Annotated in this window: 13 protein-coding genes; 5 read left to right on the forward strand and 8 right to left on the reverse strand. The window is 65.3% G+C overall.

Annotated elements, in window-relative coordinates; genetic code table 11:
- Nucleotides 1–65: 65 nt before the first annotated feature.
- From repB to ACO07D_RS00430, 5 genes are all read right to left on the reverse strand, one after another.
- Entirely contained in the window at nucleotides 66–1,070 is a 1,005-nt protein-coding gene (repB, locus tag ACO07D_RS00410; protein WP_421700952.1) for a plasmid partitioning protein RepB, read from the reverse strand.
- Nucleotides 1,071–1,127: 57 nt separating this feature from the next.
- The gene (gene repA, locus ACO07D_RS00415) at nucleotides 1,128–2,345 is read right to left on the reverse strand and encodes a plasmid partitioning protein RepA (protein ID WP_421700953.1); all 1,218 of its coding nucleotides are present in this window, start codon (nucleotides 2,343–2,345) and stop codon (nucleotides 1,128–1,130) included.
- A gap of 265 nt (nucleotides 2,346–2,610) precedes the next feature.
- The gene (locus ACO07D_RS00420; RefSeq protein ID WP_421700954.1) at nucleotides 2,611–4,242 is read right to left on the reverse strand and encodes an ABC transporter ATP-binding protein; all 1,632 of its coding nucleotides are present in this window, start codon (nucleotides 4,240–4,242) and stop codon (nucleotides 2,611–2,613) included.
- A gap of 24 nt (nucleotides 4,243–4,266) precedes the next feature.
- A complete protein-coding gene (locus ACO07D_RS00425; RefSeq protein WP_421700955.1) occupies nucleotides 4,267–5,184 on the reverse strand; it encodes an ABC transporter permease in 918 nt (305 codons plus the stop codon).
- The gene (locus tag ACO07D_RS00430) at nucleotides 5,181–6,161 is read right to left on the reverse strand and encodes an ABC transporter permease (RefSeq protein WP_421700956.1); all 981 of its coding nucleotides are present in this window, start codon (nucleotides 6,159–6,161) and stop codon (nucleotides 5,181–5,183) included. Before ACO07D_RS00430 ends, ACO07D_RS00425 begins: the two co-directional genes overlap by 4 nt.
- 282 nt (nucleotides 6,162–6,443) lie before the next feature.
- Here ACO07D_RS00430 and ACO07D_RS00435 point away from each other — a divergent pair, with 282 nt between their 5' ends.
- The 5 genes from ACO07D_RS00435 (at nucleotide 6,444) to ACO07D_RS00455 (ending at nucleotide 13,923) form a co-directional block, all read left to right on the forward strand.
- A complete protein-coding gene (locus tag ACO07D_RS00435; RefSeq protein ID WP_421700957.1) occupies nucleotides 6,444–8,036 on the forward strand; it encodes an ABC transporter substrate-binding protein in 1,593 nt (530 codons plus the stop codon).
- Between the two features lie 277 nt (nucleotides 8,037–8,313).
- Nucleotides 8,314–10,455: a hydantoinase/oxoprolinase family protein gene (locus ACO07D_RS00440; protein WP_421700958.1), complete on the forward strand. Its 2,142-nt coding sequence runs from the start codon at nucleotides 8,314–8,316 to the stop codon at nucleotides 10,453–10,455.
- A gap of 5 nt (nucleotides 10,456–10,460) precedes the next feature.
- Nucleotides 10,461–12,122 carry a hydantoinase B/oxoprolinase family protein gene (locus ACO07D_RS00445; protein ID WP_421700959.1) on the forward strand — a complete coding sequence of 554 codons (1,662 nt, stop codon included), beginning with the start codon at nucleotides 10,461–10,463 and terminating at the stop codon, nucleotides 12,120–12,122.
- Complete coding sequence (locus ACO07D_RS00450) at nucleotides 12,119–13,186, forward strand: pyridoxal phosphate-dependent aminotransferase (protein ID WP_421700960.1); 1,068 nt, start codon at nucleotides 12,119–12,121, stop codon at nucleotides 13,184–13,186. The genes ACO07D_RS00445 and ACO07D_RS00450 overlap by 4 nt, the downstream gene beginning before the upstream one ends.
- Nucleotides 13,183–13,923 carry a maleate cis-trans isomerase family protein gene (locus ACO07D_RS00455; RefSeq protein WP_421700961.1) on the forward strand — a complete coding sequence of 247 codons (741 nt, stop codon included), beginning with the start codon at nucleotides 13,183–13,185 and terminating at the stop codon, nucleotides 13,921–13,923. Before ACO07D_RS00450 ends, ACO07D_RS00455 begins: the two co-directional genes overlap by 4 nt.
- 177 nt (nucleotides 13,924–14,100) lie before the next feature.
- Here the strand turns inward: ACO07D_RS00455 and ACO07D_RS00460 are convergent, their stop codons facing one another.
- The 3 genes from ACO07D_RS00460 to ACO07D_RS00470 are packed head-to-tail and all read right to left on the reverse strand — an operon-like array spanning nucleotide 14,101 to nucleotide 17,143.
- Complete coding sequence (locus ACO07D_RS00460) at nucleotides 14,101–15,639, reverse strand: trimethylamine methyltransferase family protein (protein ID WP_421700962.1); 1,539 nt, start codon at nucleotides 15,637–15,639, stop codon at nucleotides 14,101–14,103.
- Nucleotides 15,640–15,641: 2 nt separating this feature from the next.
- On the reverse strand, nucleotides 15,642–16,607 hold the full coding sequence (locus ACO07D_RS00465) for a D-2-hydroxyacid dehydrogenase (RefSeq protein WP_421700963.1): 966 nt from the start codon (nucleotides 16,605–16,607) through the stop codon (nucleotides 15,642–15,644).
- Complete coding sequence (locus ACO07D_RS00470) at nucleotides 16,604–17,143, reverse strand: hypothetical protein (RefSeq protein WP_421700964.1); 540 nt, start codon at nucleotides 17,141–17,143, stop codon at nucleotides 16,604–16,606. The genes ACO07D_RS00465 and ACO07D_RS00470 overlap by 4 nt, the downstream gene beginning before the upstream one ends.
- Between the last annotated feature and the right edge of the window lie 2 nt (nucleotides 17,144–17,145).

Here is a 17,145-nt window from a genome sequence, read left to right on the forward strand (position 1 = left end):
CGTCGTCTTTGCGGGACCTTTTCTTTTGCCGGTCGTGCCTCCTTTCTGCTCGGTTGCTCTTTTCCTCAATCTTCCGCCTGCTGCAGCCAGCGGGCGTGAAGGTCGTTGATCAAATCCTGGGCCTCGGCCTCGACCCATTGCGCGAAAGCGCCATCCTCAAGCACCAGCTGCACGCCCTTGGCAGTACGCTGGACCGAGCCGGCCGCCTGGCCGTTCACCGACAGCGAGCGCTTGCGCGGGGCAGGGGGCTTGGCGTTGGGTTTGGCCGGTTTGGGCGCGGACACGGCCTTCAACACCGCGTCAAAGGCGGCGCGCGACGGGTCCTCGTCGCCGTCATCCTCGCCCACGAGCCGCGACAGGGCGGCGTCGCTGCGCGCGCCCTCGGCCACTTCGATCAGACGGGCAGGGGCGGCCTGACTGTCGGCCATGCCGCGTGCCAGCGCATCCCATTTCGGGCGGCCGACACCGTGCGCCGGGCCGATGGCACGCACCAGGTCTTCGCCGACCGCTTCAACCACGGAGATTGCCATCGACACGGCGGATTTGGTCACGGTCAGAACCTCGGCCACCTGAGACTGGTTGCCGAAGCCCGAGGCCACGAGGCTCTGCGCCAACAGGGCCTTTTCGATGAAGCTCAGATCACGGCGCGCCATGTTTTCCGAGATCTGCGCGCGCAGGGCGGCGTCCTCGTCCATCGAGGCGACCAGGGCACGGACCTTGGCGACCTTGTCGGACTGGCGGATCGCCTCAAGCCGGCGTCGGCCATAGATCAGCAGATAACGGTCCGCGTCCTTCGGGTCACGCCGGACCAGGATCGGCACGGTCTGTCCGTTGGTCTCGATCGCTTCGCGCAGGTCAATCACGTCGGCGGGATCCAGTCGATCCTCGATCCGCGTATCAGTGATTGACGTAGGGTCAAGCTCCCAGACGTGATGGGCATCGACCGCATCCCGCGCCGAGCGAAGCGCCCGGTTCGAGGACATCATCGACGGCGCCGACGCGGGCGAGGGCGCCCCGGCGGCTGCCAGATTGTCCAGAAGCGACATGCGTTGTTTTCTGCTGCTCGTCATTTTCGCCTCCTATCAGTCTCTATTGGCCCAAATAGGGTCTCATTGGCTGCGCCCCTCCTACCGACCCCAGGTCTGCTGGATCAGCGCCGAAATCTCGTCATTCACCGCATTCAGGCTCTCGATCGCCCGGTCATAGGTCGACCGGGTGAAGGCGCTGCGTTCGACCTCATAGAGGGTCTGTTTCGTCAGGCCGGCATCCGAAATGGCGGTGGATTTGAGCATCGGCGCATTCAGCACCTTGTCGCCATACATGGTGCGCAAAAACGCGACGATCCGGTTCTGCGGCGCGTCGGAGGGTTCATAGCGCGTCAACAAATAGCGCATCCAGTCATGCGACATGTCCGCACCGCTTTCGGCGATCACGTCCATCAGGTCCGCAGTCATGCGCAGGAACTGCGACATGGACATGACGTCCAGCATCTCGGGGTGGATGGTCACCAGAACCCCGGTTGCAGCCGACAGGGCCGACATGGTCAGGAAGCCCAGCTGCGGCGGGCAGTCGATCACCACCACGTCATAGTCCGAATCGACCTGGGATAGAGCCTCTTTCACCCGGAAGAAGAACAGACCGGCGTGGCCCTGGGACAGGGCGCGCGGCGTGTCATGTTCGAACTCCATCAGTTCCAGGTTGCCCGGGATGAGGTCGAGATTCGGGATATAGGTCTTGCGGATCACCGAGCTGATCGGCGCCGGGTCGTCATAGCGGATCGCGTCATAAAGCGTGCCGCCGTCGGTCAGATCATACTCCGGCTGCACGCCATGCAGCGCGGTCAGGGACGCTTGCGGATCCAGGTCGATCGCCAGCACGCGGTAGCCCTTGAGCGCCAGGCGTTGGGCCAGATGCGCCGAGGTCGTGGTCTTGCCCGACCCGCCCTTGAAATTCATTACGCCGATGATCTGCAGGTGGTCACCTTCGCGACGGCCGGGCAGGTAATCCCCTGTTTTTCTAGCATTTTTGTCCAGGAACACGCGCAATTCCTGGATATCGGCAGCGGAGTAGATGCGCCGATTGCCGGGCGTCAGCTCGGGCGAGGGGCCCTTACCGTCCAGATGCAGTTTGCGCAGATAACTGTCGTTTACGCCCAGAAGTGCGGCCGCCTCACCGGATGTGAATTTACGCATCTCCTTGGCCGCATCGGGGGGAAACAGACTCTCACGCTGGGCATGGAGCTGCGTGGCCAGCCATTCGGAATGCTCACGAATGACGGCGTTGAGATCCTCGTGCAGGGCGCCGTCTTGCGGATCGCTCTTGTGCTCTGCCACGGTGCTGTCCATTCTTGTCCCACCTGTACCTGCGACGCCGGGGCGCCGGACCGCTCGAAGGCCAGTCTGCATGCGGGCTGTCTGCGTCGGGTTTTGCCTGCGGACAATCCGTGTTCACGGAAACTGGCGTTTTTCGCTTCTTTTTCGTGACTATTGGCGAAGACAACAGATTCTTGCAAGTGTTTTCTATATCTTGTGGTGGTTTACCCGGGCTCCACCACGCAAGACACGAGGCTAGGACGGTGCACCGGCCCCGCGCAAAGGGGAGGGCAGGGGGTCAGCGCGCCCCGGCGCCCTCTGCCATGCGGCGGTCGAGCCAGTCGGGATCCATCTCGGGCACCGAGGACAGCAGGAGCTGCGTGTAGTCGGGGTAGGGGGGCGCAAGCACCGTATCCTTCAGACCCTGTTCCACCACACGCCCGTTCAGCATGACGACGATCTCGTCGGAAATCGCCTCGACCGTGGCGATGTCATGGGTGATGAACAGGTAGGAAATCCCACGTTCCTTCTGCAGCCGCATGAGCAGGCGCAGGATGCCTTCCTGCACGATCTGGTCGAGGGCCGAGGTGACCTCGTCACAGATCATGACCTCGGGATCGGCGGCGAGCGCCCGGGCGATGCAGATGCGTTGCTTCTGCCCGCCCGACAGCTCGCTGGGCAGCCGGTCGTAGAAGCTTTCGTTCAGCTCGATCGCCTCCAGCAGTTCGATCACCCGGGCCTCCTTCGCACGGCCCTTGAGGCCGTGGTAGAACTCCAGCGGGCGGCCGATGATCTCGCCCACCGTTTGGCGCGGGTTCATCGCGGTGTCGGCCATCTGATAGATCATCTGGATGCGCTGTTTCTGATCGCGGCTGCGCGCCTTGAGCTGGGCGGGCAGGGGGGTGCCGTTGAAGCGCACCGTGCCGTTTTCAGCGGGCAGAAGCCCGGTCACAACACGGGCAGTGGTAGACTTGCCCGAGCCGCTTTCACCAACGATAGAGACTGTTTTTCCGCGCGGCAGGCGGATCGAGACGTCATGCAGCACCCGCATCGAAGCGCTGTAGCCCGCGTCGATGCCGTCGATCTCCAACACGGTATCGTCGGACTGTTCGGCCTGTTTGTGCAGGGCGCGCACGGACCAGAGGGATTTGGTGTAATCCTCGCGCGGGGCGGCGAGCATCTGGCGGGTTTCGGCCTCTTCCACCTCTTCGCCGTAACGCAGCACCTTGATGCGGTCGGCCATCTGGGCGACCACGGCGAGGTCATGGGTGATGTAGATCGCGGCGGTGTGAAACTCTTCCACAATTTTGCGCATGGCGGTCAGCACCTCGACCTGGGTGGTCACGTCGAGCGCGGTGGTCGGTTCGTCGAAGATGATCAGGTCCGGGCGCGGCGACATGGCCATGGCGGTCATGATGCGCTGGAGCTGCCCGCCGGAAACCTGGTGCGGATAGCGTTCGCCGATGGTGGCGGGGTGGGGCAGGGACAGCGCGTCAAACAAGGCGCGGGCGTCATCACGCGCGGCCTTGTCGTTCTGCAACCCTTCGCGCACGGTGGCCGCAACGGTCTGATCCAGCAGGCGATGGGCCGGGTTGAACGACGCGGCGGCGGATTGCGCGACATAGGCGATGCGGCTGCCCCAGATATGCTGCAACTCGCGCTGGGACTTGGCGCGCAGGTCCATGCCGTCGAAGCGGATCGTGCCGCCGGTGATACGACAACCGGGCTGTGTATAGCCCATCGCGGCCTTGCCCAGCGTCGATTTCCCCGCGCCGCTTTCGCCGATCAACCCCAGCACCTCGCCGCGTCTGAGCGTCAGGTCGACCCCCTTGATGATCGGGTTCCATTTCTCATCCGAAAAGCCCTCGATCCGGATATCGCGCATGTCGAGCAGCAGCTCACCGGAGGCGTCAGCAGGCATTTTATGCATGGTTAGGGTCCTTTTCCGGCTGGCTTAATGCTCGTCCCGCAGACCGCTGGTCTTGTGCAGGAACCAGTCGACGACGAAGTTCACGGCGACGGTGATCAGCGCAATGGCGGCGGCGGGCAGAAGGGGGGTGAGCCCGGCTTTCAGGTCGAACTTGGCAAATTGCACGAGGTTCGCCGTTTCGCGCACCATGGTGCCCCAGTCGGCGGTGGGGGGCTGGATGCCGACGCCCAGGAAGCTGAGCGCGGCAATGGTCAGGAAGACGAAGCAGAAGCGCAACCCGAACTCGGCCACCAGGGGCGGCATGATATTGGGCAGGATCTCGCGCCGCATGACCCAACCCAGGCCCTCGCCGCGCAGGGTGGCGGCCTCGACATAATCCATGACGGCCACGTTCACCGCGACGGCGCGGGTCAGGCGAAAGACGCGGGTCGAATCCAGAAGCGCGATGATCAGGATCAGCGACAGCGCCGAGGAGCCGAAGATCGACAGGAGCATCAGTGCGAAGATCAGGCTGGGGATCGCCATCAGAACATCCACGCCGCGGCTGATCAGCTGGTCCAGCCAGCCGCGGTTGATGGCCGCGATCAGCCCCAGCCCGCCGCCGATCACGAAGGCCAAGAGCGTGGTGACGAAGGCGATCCCGATCGTATTGCGCGCGCCAAAGATGAGGCGCGAGAGGATATCGCGGCCGATCTGGTCGGTGCCGAACCAGTGGTCCGCCGACCAGGCGGCATAGGGCTGGGCGAAGACCTCGCTTTCGCCGTAGGGCGCGATCCAGGGGGCAAACAGCGCCAGCACCACGTAGAAGACGATGACGGCCAGGCCGAACAAAGCGGTCGGCGGGGCCTTTTTCAGCTCGATCCAGGCGCGCTGGCGGCGGGTGCGCCGGGTGCGGACATGGCCGACCTCGGCAGCGGCGGAATATGTCTCTGTTTCACTCATTTCGGGTGCAGAAGCCTCGGGTTCGAAAGGATGCCGATCACGTCGGCGATCAGGTTCAGAAGGATGTAGGTGGCGGCGAAGATCAGGGCGCAGGCCTGCACGACGGGGATGTCACGCGAGCTGACCGCGTCGACCATCAGCTGGCCGACGCCCGGGTAGACGAAGACCACCTCGACCACGACGACGCCCACCACCAGATAGGCGAGGTTGAAGGCGATGACGGTGGCAATCGGCGCCAGCGCATTGGGCAGGGCGTGCAGAAGGATCACCCGCGCGGCGCTTTCACCCTTCAGCCGGGCCATCTCGATATAGGGAGACGCCAAGAGGTTGATCAGCGCGGCCCGCGTCATGCGCATCATGTGGGCGACGATGACCAGGGTCAGGGTCAGGGCGGGCAGGATGCACTTCAGAATGCGCTCGCCCAGGGGCATGCCGGGTTCGACATTGGCGAGCGACGGCAGCACCGGCCAGAGCGTGCCCAGCAGCAGGATCAGGATATAGGCCACGAAGAACTCCGGGAAGGAGATCGCGGTCAGCGTGCTGGCGGAGGCGAGCTTGTCATAGCGCGAGTTGCGCCAGAGCGCGGTGGTAATGCCCAGAAACAGCGCCATGGGCACCGAGATCACGGCGGCGAGCCCCGCCAAGAAAAGCGTGTTCCACAGGCGTGGTGCGACCAGGTCGACCACCGGGCGCGAGCGGTCCACCCCGGAACTGTCGCGCCCCGAAAAGGAGGTGCCCAGATCGCCGGTCGCCACCGACCCCACCCAATCGAGGTAGCGCAGCCAGGCCGGTTGATCCAAGCCCAGCTCGGCCCGGAAGGCGGCGACGGTTTCCGGCGTGGCGGCCTGGCCCAGCACCGCTTCGCCGAAGTCACCGGGCAGCATCTGGATCGCCGAGAAGATGATCAGCGAGACGATGAACAGGGTCACCAGGCCCAGGAACAGGCGTTTGAGGATCGTGGACAGAACGGGGTGCATGGGCGGTCCTTGCAGGATTTCGGGGGGCCGTCAGGCAGGTGCGGGCAAGCCTAGACAAAGCCGGACGGGGACATTTGCGAAAAAATCCGGGCCAATGACCCGGTTTTCTTTGTTTGCCTGAACGCCGGTTGCTCGGTGACGGTCAGCGCGAACCGGGGCGGGCCGAGAAAGGCTCTGATCTACCGGAAAAGCACCGAATCCCCCCTTGCCCCCGTAGGGCAGGGTGCGGGGCGCGGGGCGCGTAACGATCAACACACATCGCATCAACCGGGAGGACCCCTGATGACCAAAGACACCAAACGCTGGCTTTCCTCGCCCGCAAAGACCCTGTCGCGGCGCGGCTTCATGACCAGCGCCATGGCGGCCGGCATGGCGGGCCCCGCGCTGATGAGCCTGTCGGGCCAGGCCCTGGCCGCCGGCCCGAAACGCGGCGGCACGTTCAAGGTCGGGTTCGGCAGCGGTTCGACCACCGACAACCTGGATCCGGCGACCTATGAGGGCACGATCATGACCGCGGTTGCCTTCCTCTATGGCAACAACCTGGTCGAAGTGGACGCAAACGGCGCGTTGCAGCCGGAGCTGGCAGAAAGCTGGGGATCGGAAGACGCGAAGACCTGGGTCTTTACCCTGCGCGCGGGCGTCACCTTCCACAACGGGCAGGCGCTGACGCCTGCGGATGTCATCGCCACGATCAACCACCATCGCGGCGAAGGCTCGAAATCGGCGGTAAACGGGCTGGTCTCGCAGATCAAGGACATGCGCGCGGATGGCAACAATGTCGTCTTCGAGCTGGACGGCGCCAATGCGGACTTCCCCTTCATCCTGTCCGATTACCACCTGGTGATCCTGCCTTCGAAAGACGGTGCGCTGATCGACCCGCAGGGCGGTATCGGCACCGGCGGCTATATCATCGACGAGTTCGAACCCGGCGTGCGCGTGAAGGCGCATCGCAACCCGGATTACTTCAAATCCGACCGCGCCCATTTCGACGAGGTGGAATTCCTGGCCATCGTCGACCTGACCGCGCGCCAGAACGCTCTGCTGAACGGATCGGTGCACGCGATCGACCGGGTCGACCCGAAAACCGTCGCCCTTCTGGGCCGCGCGCCGAATATCAACATCCTCGAGAAGACCTCGACCCTGCATTACACCTTCCCGATGCGGGTGGACGCGGCGCCGTTCGACAATTACGACCTGCGCATGGCGCTGAAATACGCGGTGAAGCGGCAGGAGCTGGTGGACAAGATCCTGCTGGGCCACGGCGCGGTGGGCAATGATCATCCGATCTCGACCGCGAACCAGTATCACGCGGGCGACCTGGCGCAGCGGGAGTTCGACGCGGACAAGGCGGCGTTTCATTACAAGAAATCCGGCCACAGCGGGCCATTGCAGCTGTCGTCCTCGGACGCGGCCTTTGCCGGCGCTGTGGATGCGGCCCAGCTGATCGCCGCCTCCGCCGCCGAGGCGGGGATCGAGATCGAGGTGGTGCGCGAGCCTTCCGACGGCTACTGGTCCAACGTCTGGAACAAGAAGCCCTGGACCGTCGCCTATTGGTCCGGTCGCCCGACCGAGGACTGGATGTTCGCCTCGGCCTATACGGATGACACGGATTGGAACGAAACCGCCTGGCGCACGACCGAGGCCGCCAAACGCTTCAACGCGGTGGTGATCGAGGCACGTTCGGAGCTGGACAGCGACAAGCGTCGCGCGCTTTACGCCGAGGCCCAGACCCTGGTGCATGACGATGGCGGCGCGCTGATCCCGATGTTTGCCAACCATATCATGGGCGTGGCCAGCACCGTCGCCCATGGCGAGGTGGCCGCGAACTGGGAAATGGACGGCGCCAAGGCGCATGAACGCTGGTGGTTCGCCTGATCCGCACCCATCCCCGCCCCGGGCCTTGTCCCACTTCCTGAGAGGCCCGGGCACCCTTCGCCAGCAGGTGACCATCAGGTCGTTTGCTGGCGCTTTTGTCGCAAACGGCCCAGACGCGGGCCCGAATCCGGTGAACCCTGAGGTCATGCAACAGATGATCACTCCGAAACGTCTCGACCGCCGTGCCACCGGCTGCGACCTGGTTGCACAAGGCTGAACCCGCGCCCTTCGCGGGCGGATGCACGCCTTGCCCCCTTCGAGACAACGGAAATGACATATGACCGCAACACCCCACCTGCGCCTGGCCATTGATATTGGCGGCACGTTCACCGACACCGTGCTGGTCGAGGGCGAGGAGACGATCCTGGCCTCGACCAAGACCCTGACCACTCACCAGAACCCTGCCGATGGCGCGATGGAAGGCGCCGCGCGGGTGATGGCCCAGACCGGGCGCGCCTTGAGCGAAGTCACCGGCTTCATCCACGGCACCACGCTGGCGACCAATGCGCTGATCGAACGGCGCGGGGCCAGGGTGGCGACGATCTGTACCGAAGGGTTCCGCGATATCCTGGATATCGGCTATGAGCGGCGGTACTCGCAATATGACATCAACCTAGAAAAACCCGACCTGCTGGTGCCGCGCGAACATTCGCTGGTGATCCGCGAACGCATGTCGGCCGATGGTGAGGTGCTGATCCCGCTGGACGAGGGCGCGGTGGACGGGCTGCTGGCGCAGATCGACGCGACCGGCGCCGGGGCGCTGGCGATCTGCCTGATGCACGCCTACGCGAACCCGGCGCATGAGCTGCGCCTGCGCGAGATCCTGGCAGAGAAACGGCCGGAGATCACCGTCTCCATCTCGTCGGAGGTCAGCCCCGAGGCGCGCGAATTTGACCGGCTCTGCACCACGGTGGCCAACGCCTATATCCAGCCACTGATGGAAAGCTACCTGGCCCGCTTCGTGGCGCAGTTCGAGGCCGAAGGGGTCACTTGTCCGATCCTGATGATGACTGCGGGCGGCGGCATGTGCACCGTGCAGACGGCGGCACGGTTCCCCATTCGCCTGGTGGAATCGGGCCCCGCCGGGGGCGCGATCCTGGCCGCACGCATTGCCGCGCGCGCGGGGCTGGAGGAGGTCCTGTCCTTCGACGTGGGCGGCACCACCGCCAAGCTCTGCCTGATCGACAAGGCGCGCCCGCAGACCTCGCGCGCGTTCGAAATCGCCCGCGCCGCACGCTTCATCAAGGGGTCGGGCATGCCCGTGCGCATCCCGGTGATCGAGATGATCGAGATCGGGGCAGGGGGCGGCTCCATCGCCGGGGTCGACCGGTTGGGCCGCCTGACCGTGGGGCCGAAATCGGCGGGGTCCGAACCCGGCCCGGTCGCCTTCATGCGCGGTGGCACGGACCCGACCGTGACCGACAGCGACATCACGCTGGGCTATATCGTGCCCGACACCTTTGCCGAGGGGCATATCAAGCTGGATCCGGAGGGCTCGAAAGAGGCTCTAACCCGCGTCATAGGCTCGAAGTTGGACACGGACGCGGTGGGCTCCGCCGATGGTGTGTCGCGCATTGTCGACGAAAGCATGGCCAGCGCCGGGCGGATGCACGCGGTGGAATCGGGCAAGGACCTTGGGCCGCGCACGATGATTGCTTTCGGTGGCAACGGGCCGCTGCACGCCAGCCGCGTGGCACGCTCGGCGGGCGTCAGCCGCATTGTCATTCCGCCCAACCCGGGCGTCGGCTCGGCGGTCGGCTTCCTGTTCGCGCCGGTCAGCTTCGAAATCGTGCGCTCGCGCTATTCGCTGTTGAACTCGATGGATATGGACGGGGTGAACGGGCTTTTCGACGCGATGATTGCCGAGGCCAAGGGCGTGGTCGCCCAGGGCGCCGGGGACGCACCGACCGAGACCCTGCGCACCGCCTTCATGCGCTACAACGGCCAGGGGCACGAGATCGAGATCACCCTGCCGGATCGGGCTTTGACGGGGGATGACATCGCCCCCCTGACCGCCGCCTTCGAAGAGGAGTACCGCAAGCAATTCTCGCGCCCCGTGCCGGGGATGGAGATCGAGATCCTCAACTGGGCGGTGCGTGTTGCGACCCGCGACAGCGCCGTGCCGCCGGTGCCCGCGACGCCCACGCTCACCACGATCAAGCCGAACGGCACCCGCCCGATCACCTGCGACGTGGACGGCAAAGCCAAGGACGCAGCCTTCGTCGCCCGCGCGGACCTGAAACCGGGCGACCATGTGCCCGGCCCGGCGCTGATCCATGAACCGCAGACCACCACGCTGGTGTCCGCCGATTTCTCGGCCCACCTGGATGCGATTGGCAACCTTGTCCTTGTGAAGGCCCCCTCAAGTAGGGAAGCGGTAGGGGAAACCAAGAATGTCCAGAAAGGGGGTGCGAAATGACCTCGATGACCGATACCAAAACCGACCTCTCGCCCGCCCGCCTGCAAGTCATGTGGAACCGCCTGCTGGCAGTGGTGGAAGAGCAGGGCCAGACCCTGATCCGCGCCGCATTCAGCCCCATCGTGCGCGAATGCGGGGACATTTCGGCCGGGATCTTCGACGTGAACGGGCGGATGCTGGCCCAGGCCGTCACCGGCACGCCCGGCCATATCAACACCATGGCCGAGGCGGTCCTGCACCTGCGCGGGCGGTTTTCGCTGCAAGACATGAAGCCCGGCGACATCTACATGACCAATGACCCGTGGCTGGCCTCGGGGCATTTGAACGACTTCCTGCTGATGATGCCCGCCTTCAAGGACGGCAAGGTGGTCGGCTTTACCTCCTGCACCTCACACCTGGTGGATCTGGGCGGCCTCGGCATGGGGCCGGAGGGCGCCGATATCTATGACGAAGGCCTTCTGATCCCGCCCTGCAAGCTGGTCGAGGAAGGCACGCCCAATCCGCTGCTGATGGACATCATCCGCGTGAACTCGCGTGAGCCGATCGCGAACGAGGGCGACATCTACGCGCTGATCGCCTGTTGCGAGGCCGGGGTGAACCGTCTGGTCGCCATGATGGAGGAATTCGGCATCGACGACCTTCACACGCTGGGCGACTACATCATCGACACCTCGCGCAAGGGCGCCATCGAGGCGATCGCGGAGGTGCCGGAGGGCACCTACACGAACATGCTGAAGATGGACGGGTATGAGAACGAGCTGGAGCTGCACGCCACGCTGACCGTGACCAGGGACGGCATGCATGTGGATTTCACCGGCACCTCGGGCCTGTCGAAGAAGGGCATCAACGTGCCCCTGAACTATGCCACCGCCTACACGGTCTTTGCCCTGCGCTGCATCGTCGGGCCGGATATTCCGAACAATGCGGGCTCGCTTGAGCCGTTCACCGTGGACGGGCCCAAGAACTGCATCCTGAATGCGCAGCACCCCGCACCGGTGGCGATGCGCCACACGCTGGGGCAGGTGACGCCGGACCTGGTGCTGGGCTGCCTGCACCAGGCGCTGCCCGATGAGGTGCCCGCCGAGGGCGCAAGCTGCATGTTCGACCTGCCGATGCGCCATGCGCCGGAGGTGGCGGCCGAAGGCGGGCGCGAGTTCGCCATTGAACCCGTGCACAACGGCGGCACCGGCGCGCGGCCCCATGCGGACGGGCTGTCGGCCACCGCTTATCCCTCGGGCGTCTTCGGCTCTCAGGTCGAGATCACCGAAAGCGTGGCGCCGGTCGTCATGTGGCGGCGCGAACTGCTGCCGGATTCCGGTGGGCCGGGCAAGTATCGCGGCGGGCTTGGCCAGCGGATCGAGATGACCTCGTCCAATGGCGCGCCCTTCATCGTCTTCCTCTCGGTCGAGCGGCTGAAATTCCCGGCGCTTGGCCGCATGGGCGGGCAGCCCGGCGCGCCCGGTCGCATTCGCTTCCGCGAGGGTGCCGAGGATATCCCCGGCAAGGGCGAGCTGCGGGTGACCGGGGAGGATTACCTGATCTTCGACACGCCCGGCGGCGGTGGCTTCGGCGACCCGGCGGAGCGCGACCCGGCGGCGCTGGAGCTGGACCTGAAACGCGGGCTGGTCACGCAAGAGGGCGCGAAGGCCTATGGGGGTGCGTCATGATCCGCGCGGTTCCCCATGTGAGAGAGATGGCCGCCTATGCGTTGGCCGATCTTGGCGGCGAGGGGACCGTTTCCCTCGCCCAGAACGAAAGCGCCTTTCCGGCAAGCCCTGTGGCCATCGCGGCGGGGCAGGGGGTTTTGGAACAAATGCCTCTCTACCCCGATCCCGACTGGCCCGAGCTGCGCGCGGCGATTGCCGGGGTGCATGGGGTGGCAGCGGAAACGATCCTCTGCGGCGCGGGTTCGATGGAGTTGATCGGCTGCCTTATTCGCGCCTTTGCCGGGCCAGGCGACCGGGTGCTGGGCACGGATTACGGCTATGCCTATGTGGCGTCGGCGACCGCGCAGGTGCAGGCGGATTACGTGAAGGCGCGGGAGGTCGATCTGACCGTCTCGGTCGATGATATCTTGTCCGCCGTCGCGCCGGAGACGCGCATTGTCTTCGTCTGCAACCCGGGCAATCCGACCGGCACGCTGATCCCGAATGCCGAGCTCATCCGCCTGCGCGACGCCCTGCCCGGCGACGTGCTGCTGGTGGTCGATCAGGCCTATGCGGAGTTTTCCGACGCCGCCGAAGACCCGGCCGAGATCTTCGCGCTGGTTGGGCGGGGCAACACGGTGGTCATGCGTACGTTTTCGAAAGCCTATGGGCTGGCGGGGGCGCGGGTTGGCTGGGGGGTGTTCCCGCCCGAAATCGCGGGTGAGGTGCGCAAGCTACTCAATCCCAACAATGTCTCGATCCCGTCGCAGGCCATGGCGACTGCGGCGATGCTAGACCAGGCGCATATGCAGGACACCGTCGCGAAAACCGCCGCGATCCGCGACCGGTTTGCCGAGGGCTGTCGCGCGCTAGGGCTGGAGGTGGCACCGAGCCATACCAACTTCGTGCTGATCAGGTTTGCCTCCGTCGAGGCCGCGCAACAGGCCGATGCCGCTCTGCGCGCGGCGGGGCTGCTCATGCGCGGGATGGGGGGTTACGGCCTCGCCGATTGCCTGCGCGCGACGATCTGTGACGAGGCGGTGATGGACCGCTGCCTGGCTGTGTTGAAGGAGGTCACCCAATGACGTTCGAGACCCGAACCCGCGCTAAGATCGGCGTGTTGGTGCCCTTTACCAACACCAACCTGGAACCAGACATGATGCTGATGCGCTGCCCGGACACGACCGTGCATTTCCAGCGCATGGGCGGCTATGATGTGGATGAAATCCCCGGGTCGGACCAGATGGCCGGGCTGGGGGCGTCGGATATCAGCCACGACCTGCGCATGATTTCGGGCGTGCGGCCGGACGTGGTGTTGTACGGCTGCACCTCGGCCACGCTGACCCATGGGCCGTCGTTTGACGCCCAGCTGGCCGAAGACATCAAGGCGGGATCGGGCGCGCTGTCGCTGACCGCCGCCGGGTCGCTGGTGGCCGCGATCCAGGCGCTGGGGGTCAGTAAGATCGGCTTCTCCTCGCCCTATCTGGGCGAGATCAACGTGCAGGCGATGGAGTTCCTGGCCCAGAACGGGACCCAGACGGTGAAATGCGCCGATGTGGGCCGCGAGCTGGGCAATTACGGGCAGGGTGAGCTGACCCCGGACGAGGTCTTTGACCTGGCATGCGAGGCGAACCACCCGGACGCCCAGGCGATCGTGCTGAGCTGCACCGACATGCGCTCGGTCGAGGCGGTGGCGCGGATCGAGGCGGCACTGGACAAGCCCGTGGTGACGTCCAATCAGGCGATGATGTTTGCACTGATGCGTGCACTGGACCTGCCGCGTCACGCGGGCGTGCCGGGGCGGCTGTTCGACCTGCTGTAAGCAATGAGTGACGCGCCCGACCCTGGGTGGGCGCGTCACATCGGTGAAGTGGTGCAATGTGGTGGCACCAGTCGAAACGTGATTTGGTATTGAGACGTTGCCAAAGCGCCCTCCCGTGGGGAGGGTCGGGCGCGGCACGGGCTTTCAGCCCGCGCCAAGGGGTGCATGGGTCACCCGTTACGGCTCTTCCGAGCCGATCTCCTCCTTGCGGCGCGCGATATAGGCGTCCAGCTCGTCGCGAATGGCCGGGTCCATCGCGGGGGCCTCGTATTCACGCAGGGCTTGTTGCCACAGCTCGGTCGCGCGGGTCAGCGCGGTCTTGGCCCCGGCAGCCTCCCAGGCGCCGTGGTTCTGCCAGTCGGACAGCATCGGCGCATAGAAGGCGGTTTCATAGCGCGCCATCGTGTGGTCGGTGCCGAAGAAATGCCCGCCGGTGGGCACGTCCTTGATCGCCTCCAGACCCAGCTCATCCTCATCGAACTTCAGCGGCTTCAGGAACTCCATCATGTTTTGCAGGATCTCCACATCCATGATGAATTTCTCATAAGACGCGGTCAGCCCACCTTCGAGCCAGCCGGCCGCGTGATAGACCAGGTTGGCCCCGCCCAGCACCGCGCCCCAGGTGGCCATCATCGTCTCATACGCCGCCTGAAGGTCGACCACGTTCGAGGCGTTGGCGTTGGAGGTCCGGTAGGGAATGCCATAGCGGCGGCAGAGCTGGCCGGAGATCATGTTGGCCTTGCTGTTCTCCGGCGTGCCAAAGGCGGGCGCGCCGGATTTCATGTCCACATTCGAGGTAAAGGACCCATACATCACCGGCGTGCCGGGGTTGACCAGCTGGGTCAGGGTCACGCCAAAGAGCGCCTCGGCATTCTGCTGGGCGAGGGCGGCGGGCAGGGTGACCGGGGTCATGGCGCCCATCAGGGTAAAGGGGGTGATCGTGACCGGCTGACCGTGTTCGGCCATGGCGATCAGCCCGTCGCCCATCGCATCGTCGAACAGGCGGGGGGAGTTGACCGAGATGATGGTGATCACGCCAGGGTCATCCCGCATCTGTTCCGGCGTCATGCCGCGCGCGATGGCCATCATGTTGATCCCGTCCATCGCCCGGCCCCGACCGATGGCGGTGGCGTGGAAGCTGAGGTCGGAATAGGTCAGGTTGGCGTTATAGGTGTCCAGGTGCCGGTTGTTGGCGGGCATTTCCTGCGGCGCGGTGACCTGGTTGCCGATCAGGTGCACGGCGTTGAAGTGATGCGCGAGCTTGATGAAGTTGCAGTAGTCTTCGTAATTGCCCGCGCGCCGCCCGTTCACGCAGTCATGCACATTGGGCGGCCCGGCGACGAGGCCGAAGTTCACGTTATTGCCGCCGAGGGTAATGCGTTTCGCCGGGTTGCGCGAGGTGAGGGTAAAGGTCTCCGGCACCGTCTTCAGTGCTTCGTTGACCAGGCTTTCATCGATGCGGATCGTCTTGGTGTCGCGGTCGACGATGGCGCCCGCGTCTTCGAACAGGTCCATGACATTGTCGCCCATGACGCGGATCCCGGCCTCCGACAGGATGCGCATGGAGGTCTGGTGCAGCTTCTCGAGCTGGTCGGCGTCCAACAGCTCCATCTTCGGGGCGGTGTTGATCACGTTCTGCCAGGGCAGCTGCTGAATACCGCCGCCGGAGCGGGTGGATTTGCCGCGGCGGCCGCCGCCACGTCTTTCACGGGCCATGTTCAATATCCTCGTTCGGGATTGACGATGTTCGACAGCGCTTCGCCCTTGCGATAGCGCCACAGGTTTTCGGAAAACATCTCGACCGATTTCAGGTCCCAGCCGTCATAGACGGACGAGCAATGCGGCGTGATGATCACGTTGTCGAAACCCCAGAGCACGTGGTCGGCGGGCAGGGGTTCGATGGAGAAGACATCGAGCGCGGCGCCCCGGATCGTGCCGGTTTCAAGGGCGTTTACCAGTGGGGCCTCGTCGATCACGCCACCGCGGGAGACGTCGACGATCACGGCGTCAGGTTTCATCGCGGCGAAGGCGGCGGCGTTCACCAGCCCCCGGGTGCTGTCCAGAAGGGGCACGCAGGCGACGATGATATCGGCGCGGGGCCAGAGGTCGGGCAGGGCCTGCATCCCATGGACCTCATCCACGTTGGGCGTGTCCTTGGGCCGGGCGCGTACGCCGATTGTGGTGAGCCCCAGCGCCTTCATGCGCGCAGCCACCGCCATGCCGGTCTGACCCAGGCCCAGGATCAGCACGGTCTTGCCGTCGATCGGTTCGACCTTGCCGGAAATCCACTCGCGGCGGGTTTGAGCGGCCCGGAATCCCGGCAGGTCGAGCGCGAAGTGAAACAGCGCGCCCATGGCGTATTGCGCCATCATGTCGGCTGCCACGCCGGCCGAGTTGGTAACGGTCAGGGTGTCGGGATCCCAGGGGTTCATGTGGTCGGTGCCCGAACCTCCGACCGAGACCCATTTGACCGTGGGCGCGTCGATCAGCGCCTGGCGCGGGAAGCTCGGCGTGCCCCCAAACCGCACGGAATAGATCACCTCGGCACCAGTGTCCGCGATCATTGCGGGCAGGGCCTCGTAGCTGTCGCAGGTGTGGATCTCCAGGTCCGGGTGGCCTTTGGCCAGAACCTCGCGCGAGGCGTCCGGGTTGTCGGTGTGCAGGATGGTGACGGGGGTTTTCATGAGGCAAATTCCTGTGCTGCGGTGGCGACAGCATTGGCAAAAAACGCCGTGGCGGCAATGTCGAAGAGGACCGAAAAACCTGCGGCGCCGTCGCGGGTGTCGCGCCAGGTCACCGCCTCGACGTATCCCACACGGGTTTGGGCGATCTGGCCGTCCGCAAAGGCGCGGGGTGACAGGTCGACCGGGCAGATCTTTGCCATCAGATCGTCAAGGCGCGGGCCGGACAGGTGCATCCAGGCCCAGGTCTCCTCGCGCCAGGCGTCATAGCCTTTTACCCCCCCGGCCCCCTGCCATGCGGCGCGCAAGCCATCGGCGTTCTCGATCACCAGCAGATCCTCGCGGCCCAGGCGCAGGATGCCGTTTGCCATGCGGTTCACCTCTGGCAGGTCCAGGTCTTGCGCCGCCAGCCAATCGGCGGAGCCGCGCCCCTTGAGGCCGAAGCGGGGCAGGGGGGTGAGGTCGGTCAGCGTGACCGGGCCGGTGGTCAGGGGCGTGCCCTCGGCAGCGCCACCGGGTTGAAGCGGATAGCAGCGCATGA

Origin of the sequence: Aliiroseovarius sp. (genome assembly GCF_965228805.1) — a bacterium.
Lineage (GTDB): Bacteria > Pseudomonadota > Alphaproteobacteria > Rhodobacterales > Rhodobacteraceae > JASBTN01.

Bases quoted from the DNA above. Each gene is read 5' to 3' on its own strand.
- repB (WP_421700952.1), bottom strand. From the start codon at position 1,070: ATGACGAGCAGCAGAAAACAACGCATGTCGCTTCTGGACAATCTGGCA.
- repA (WP_421700953.1), bottom strand. From the start codon at position 2,345: ATGGACAGCACCGTGGCAGAGCACAAGAGCGATCCGCAAGACGGCGCC.
- ACO07D_RS00420 (WP_421700954.1), bottom strand. From the start codon at position 4,242: ATGCATAAAATGCCTGCTGACGCCTCCGGTGAGCTGCTGCTCGACATG.
- ACO07D_RS00425 (WP_421700955.1), bottom strand. From the start codon at position 5,184: ATGAGTGAAACAGAGACATATTCCGCCGCTGCCGAGGTCGGCCATGTC.
- ACO07D_RS00430 (WP_421700956.1), bottom strand. From the start codon at position 6,161: ATGCACCCCGTTCTGTCCACGATCCTCAAACGCCTGTTCCTGGGCCTG.
- ACO07D_RS00435 (WP_421700957.1), top strand. From the start codon at position 6,444: ATGACCAAAGACACCAAACGCTGGCTTTCCTCGCCCGCAAAGACCCTG.
- ACO07D_RS00440 (WP_421700958.1), top strand. From the start codon at position 8,314: ATGACCGCAACACCCCACCTGCGCCTGGCCATTGATATTGGCGGCACG.
- ACO07D_RS00445 (WP_421700959.1), top strand. From the start codon at position 10,461: ATGACCGATACCAAAACCGACCTCTCGCCCGCCCGCCTGCAAGTCATG.
- ACO07D_RS00450 (WP_421700960.1), top strand. From the start codon at position 12,119: ATGATCCGCGCGGTTCCCCATGTGAGAGAGATGGCCGCCTATGCGTTG.
- ACO07D_RS00455 (WP_421700961.1), top strand. From the start codon at position 13,183: ATGACGTTCGAGACCCGAACCCGCGCTAAGATCGGCGTGTTGGTGCCC.
- ACO07D_RS00460 (WP_421700962.1), bottom strand. From the start codon at position 15,639: ATGGCCCGTGAAAGACGTGGCGGCGGCCGCCGCGGCAAATCCACCCGC.
- ACO07D_RS00465 (WP_421700963.1), bottom strand. From the start codon at position 16,607: ATGAAAACCCCCGTCACCATCCTGCACACCGACAACCCGGACGCCTCG.
- ACO07D_RS00470 (WP_421700964.1), bottom strand. From the start codon at position 17,143: ATGCGCTGCTATCCGCTTCAACCCGGTGGCGCTGCCGAGGGCACGCCC.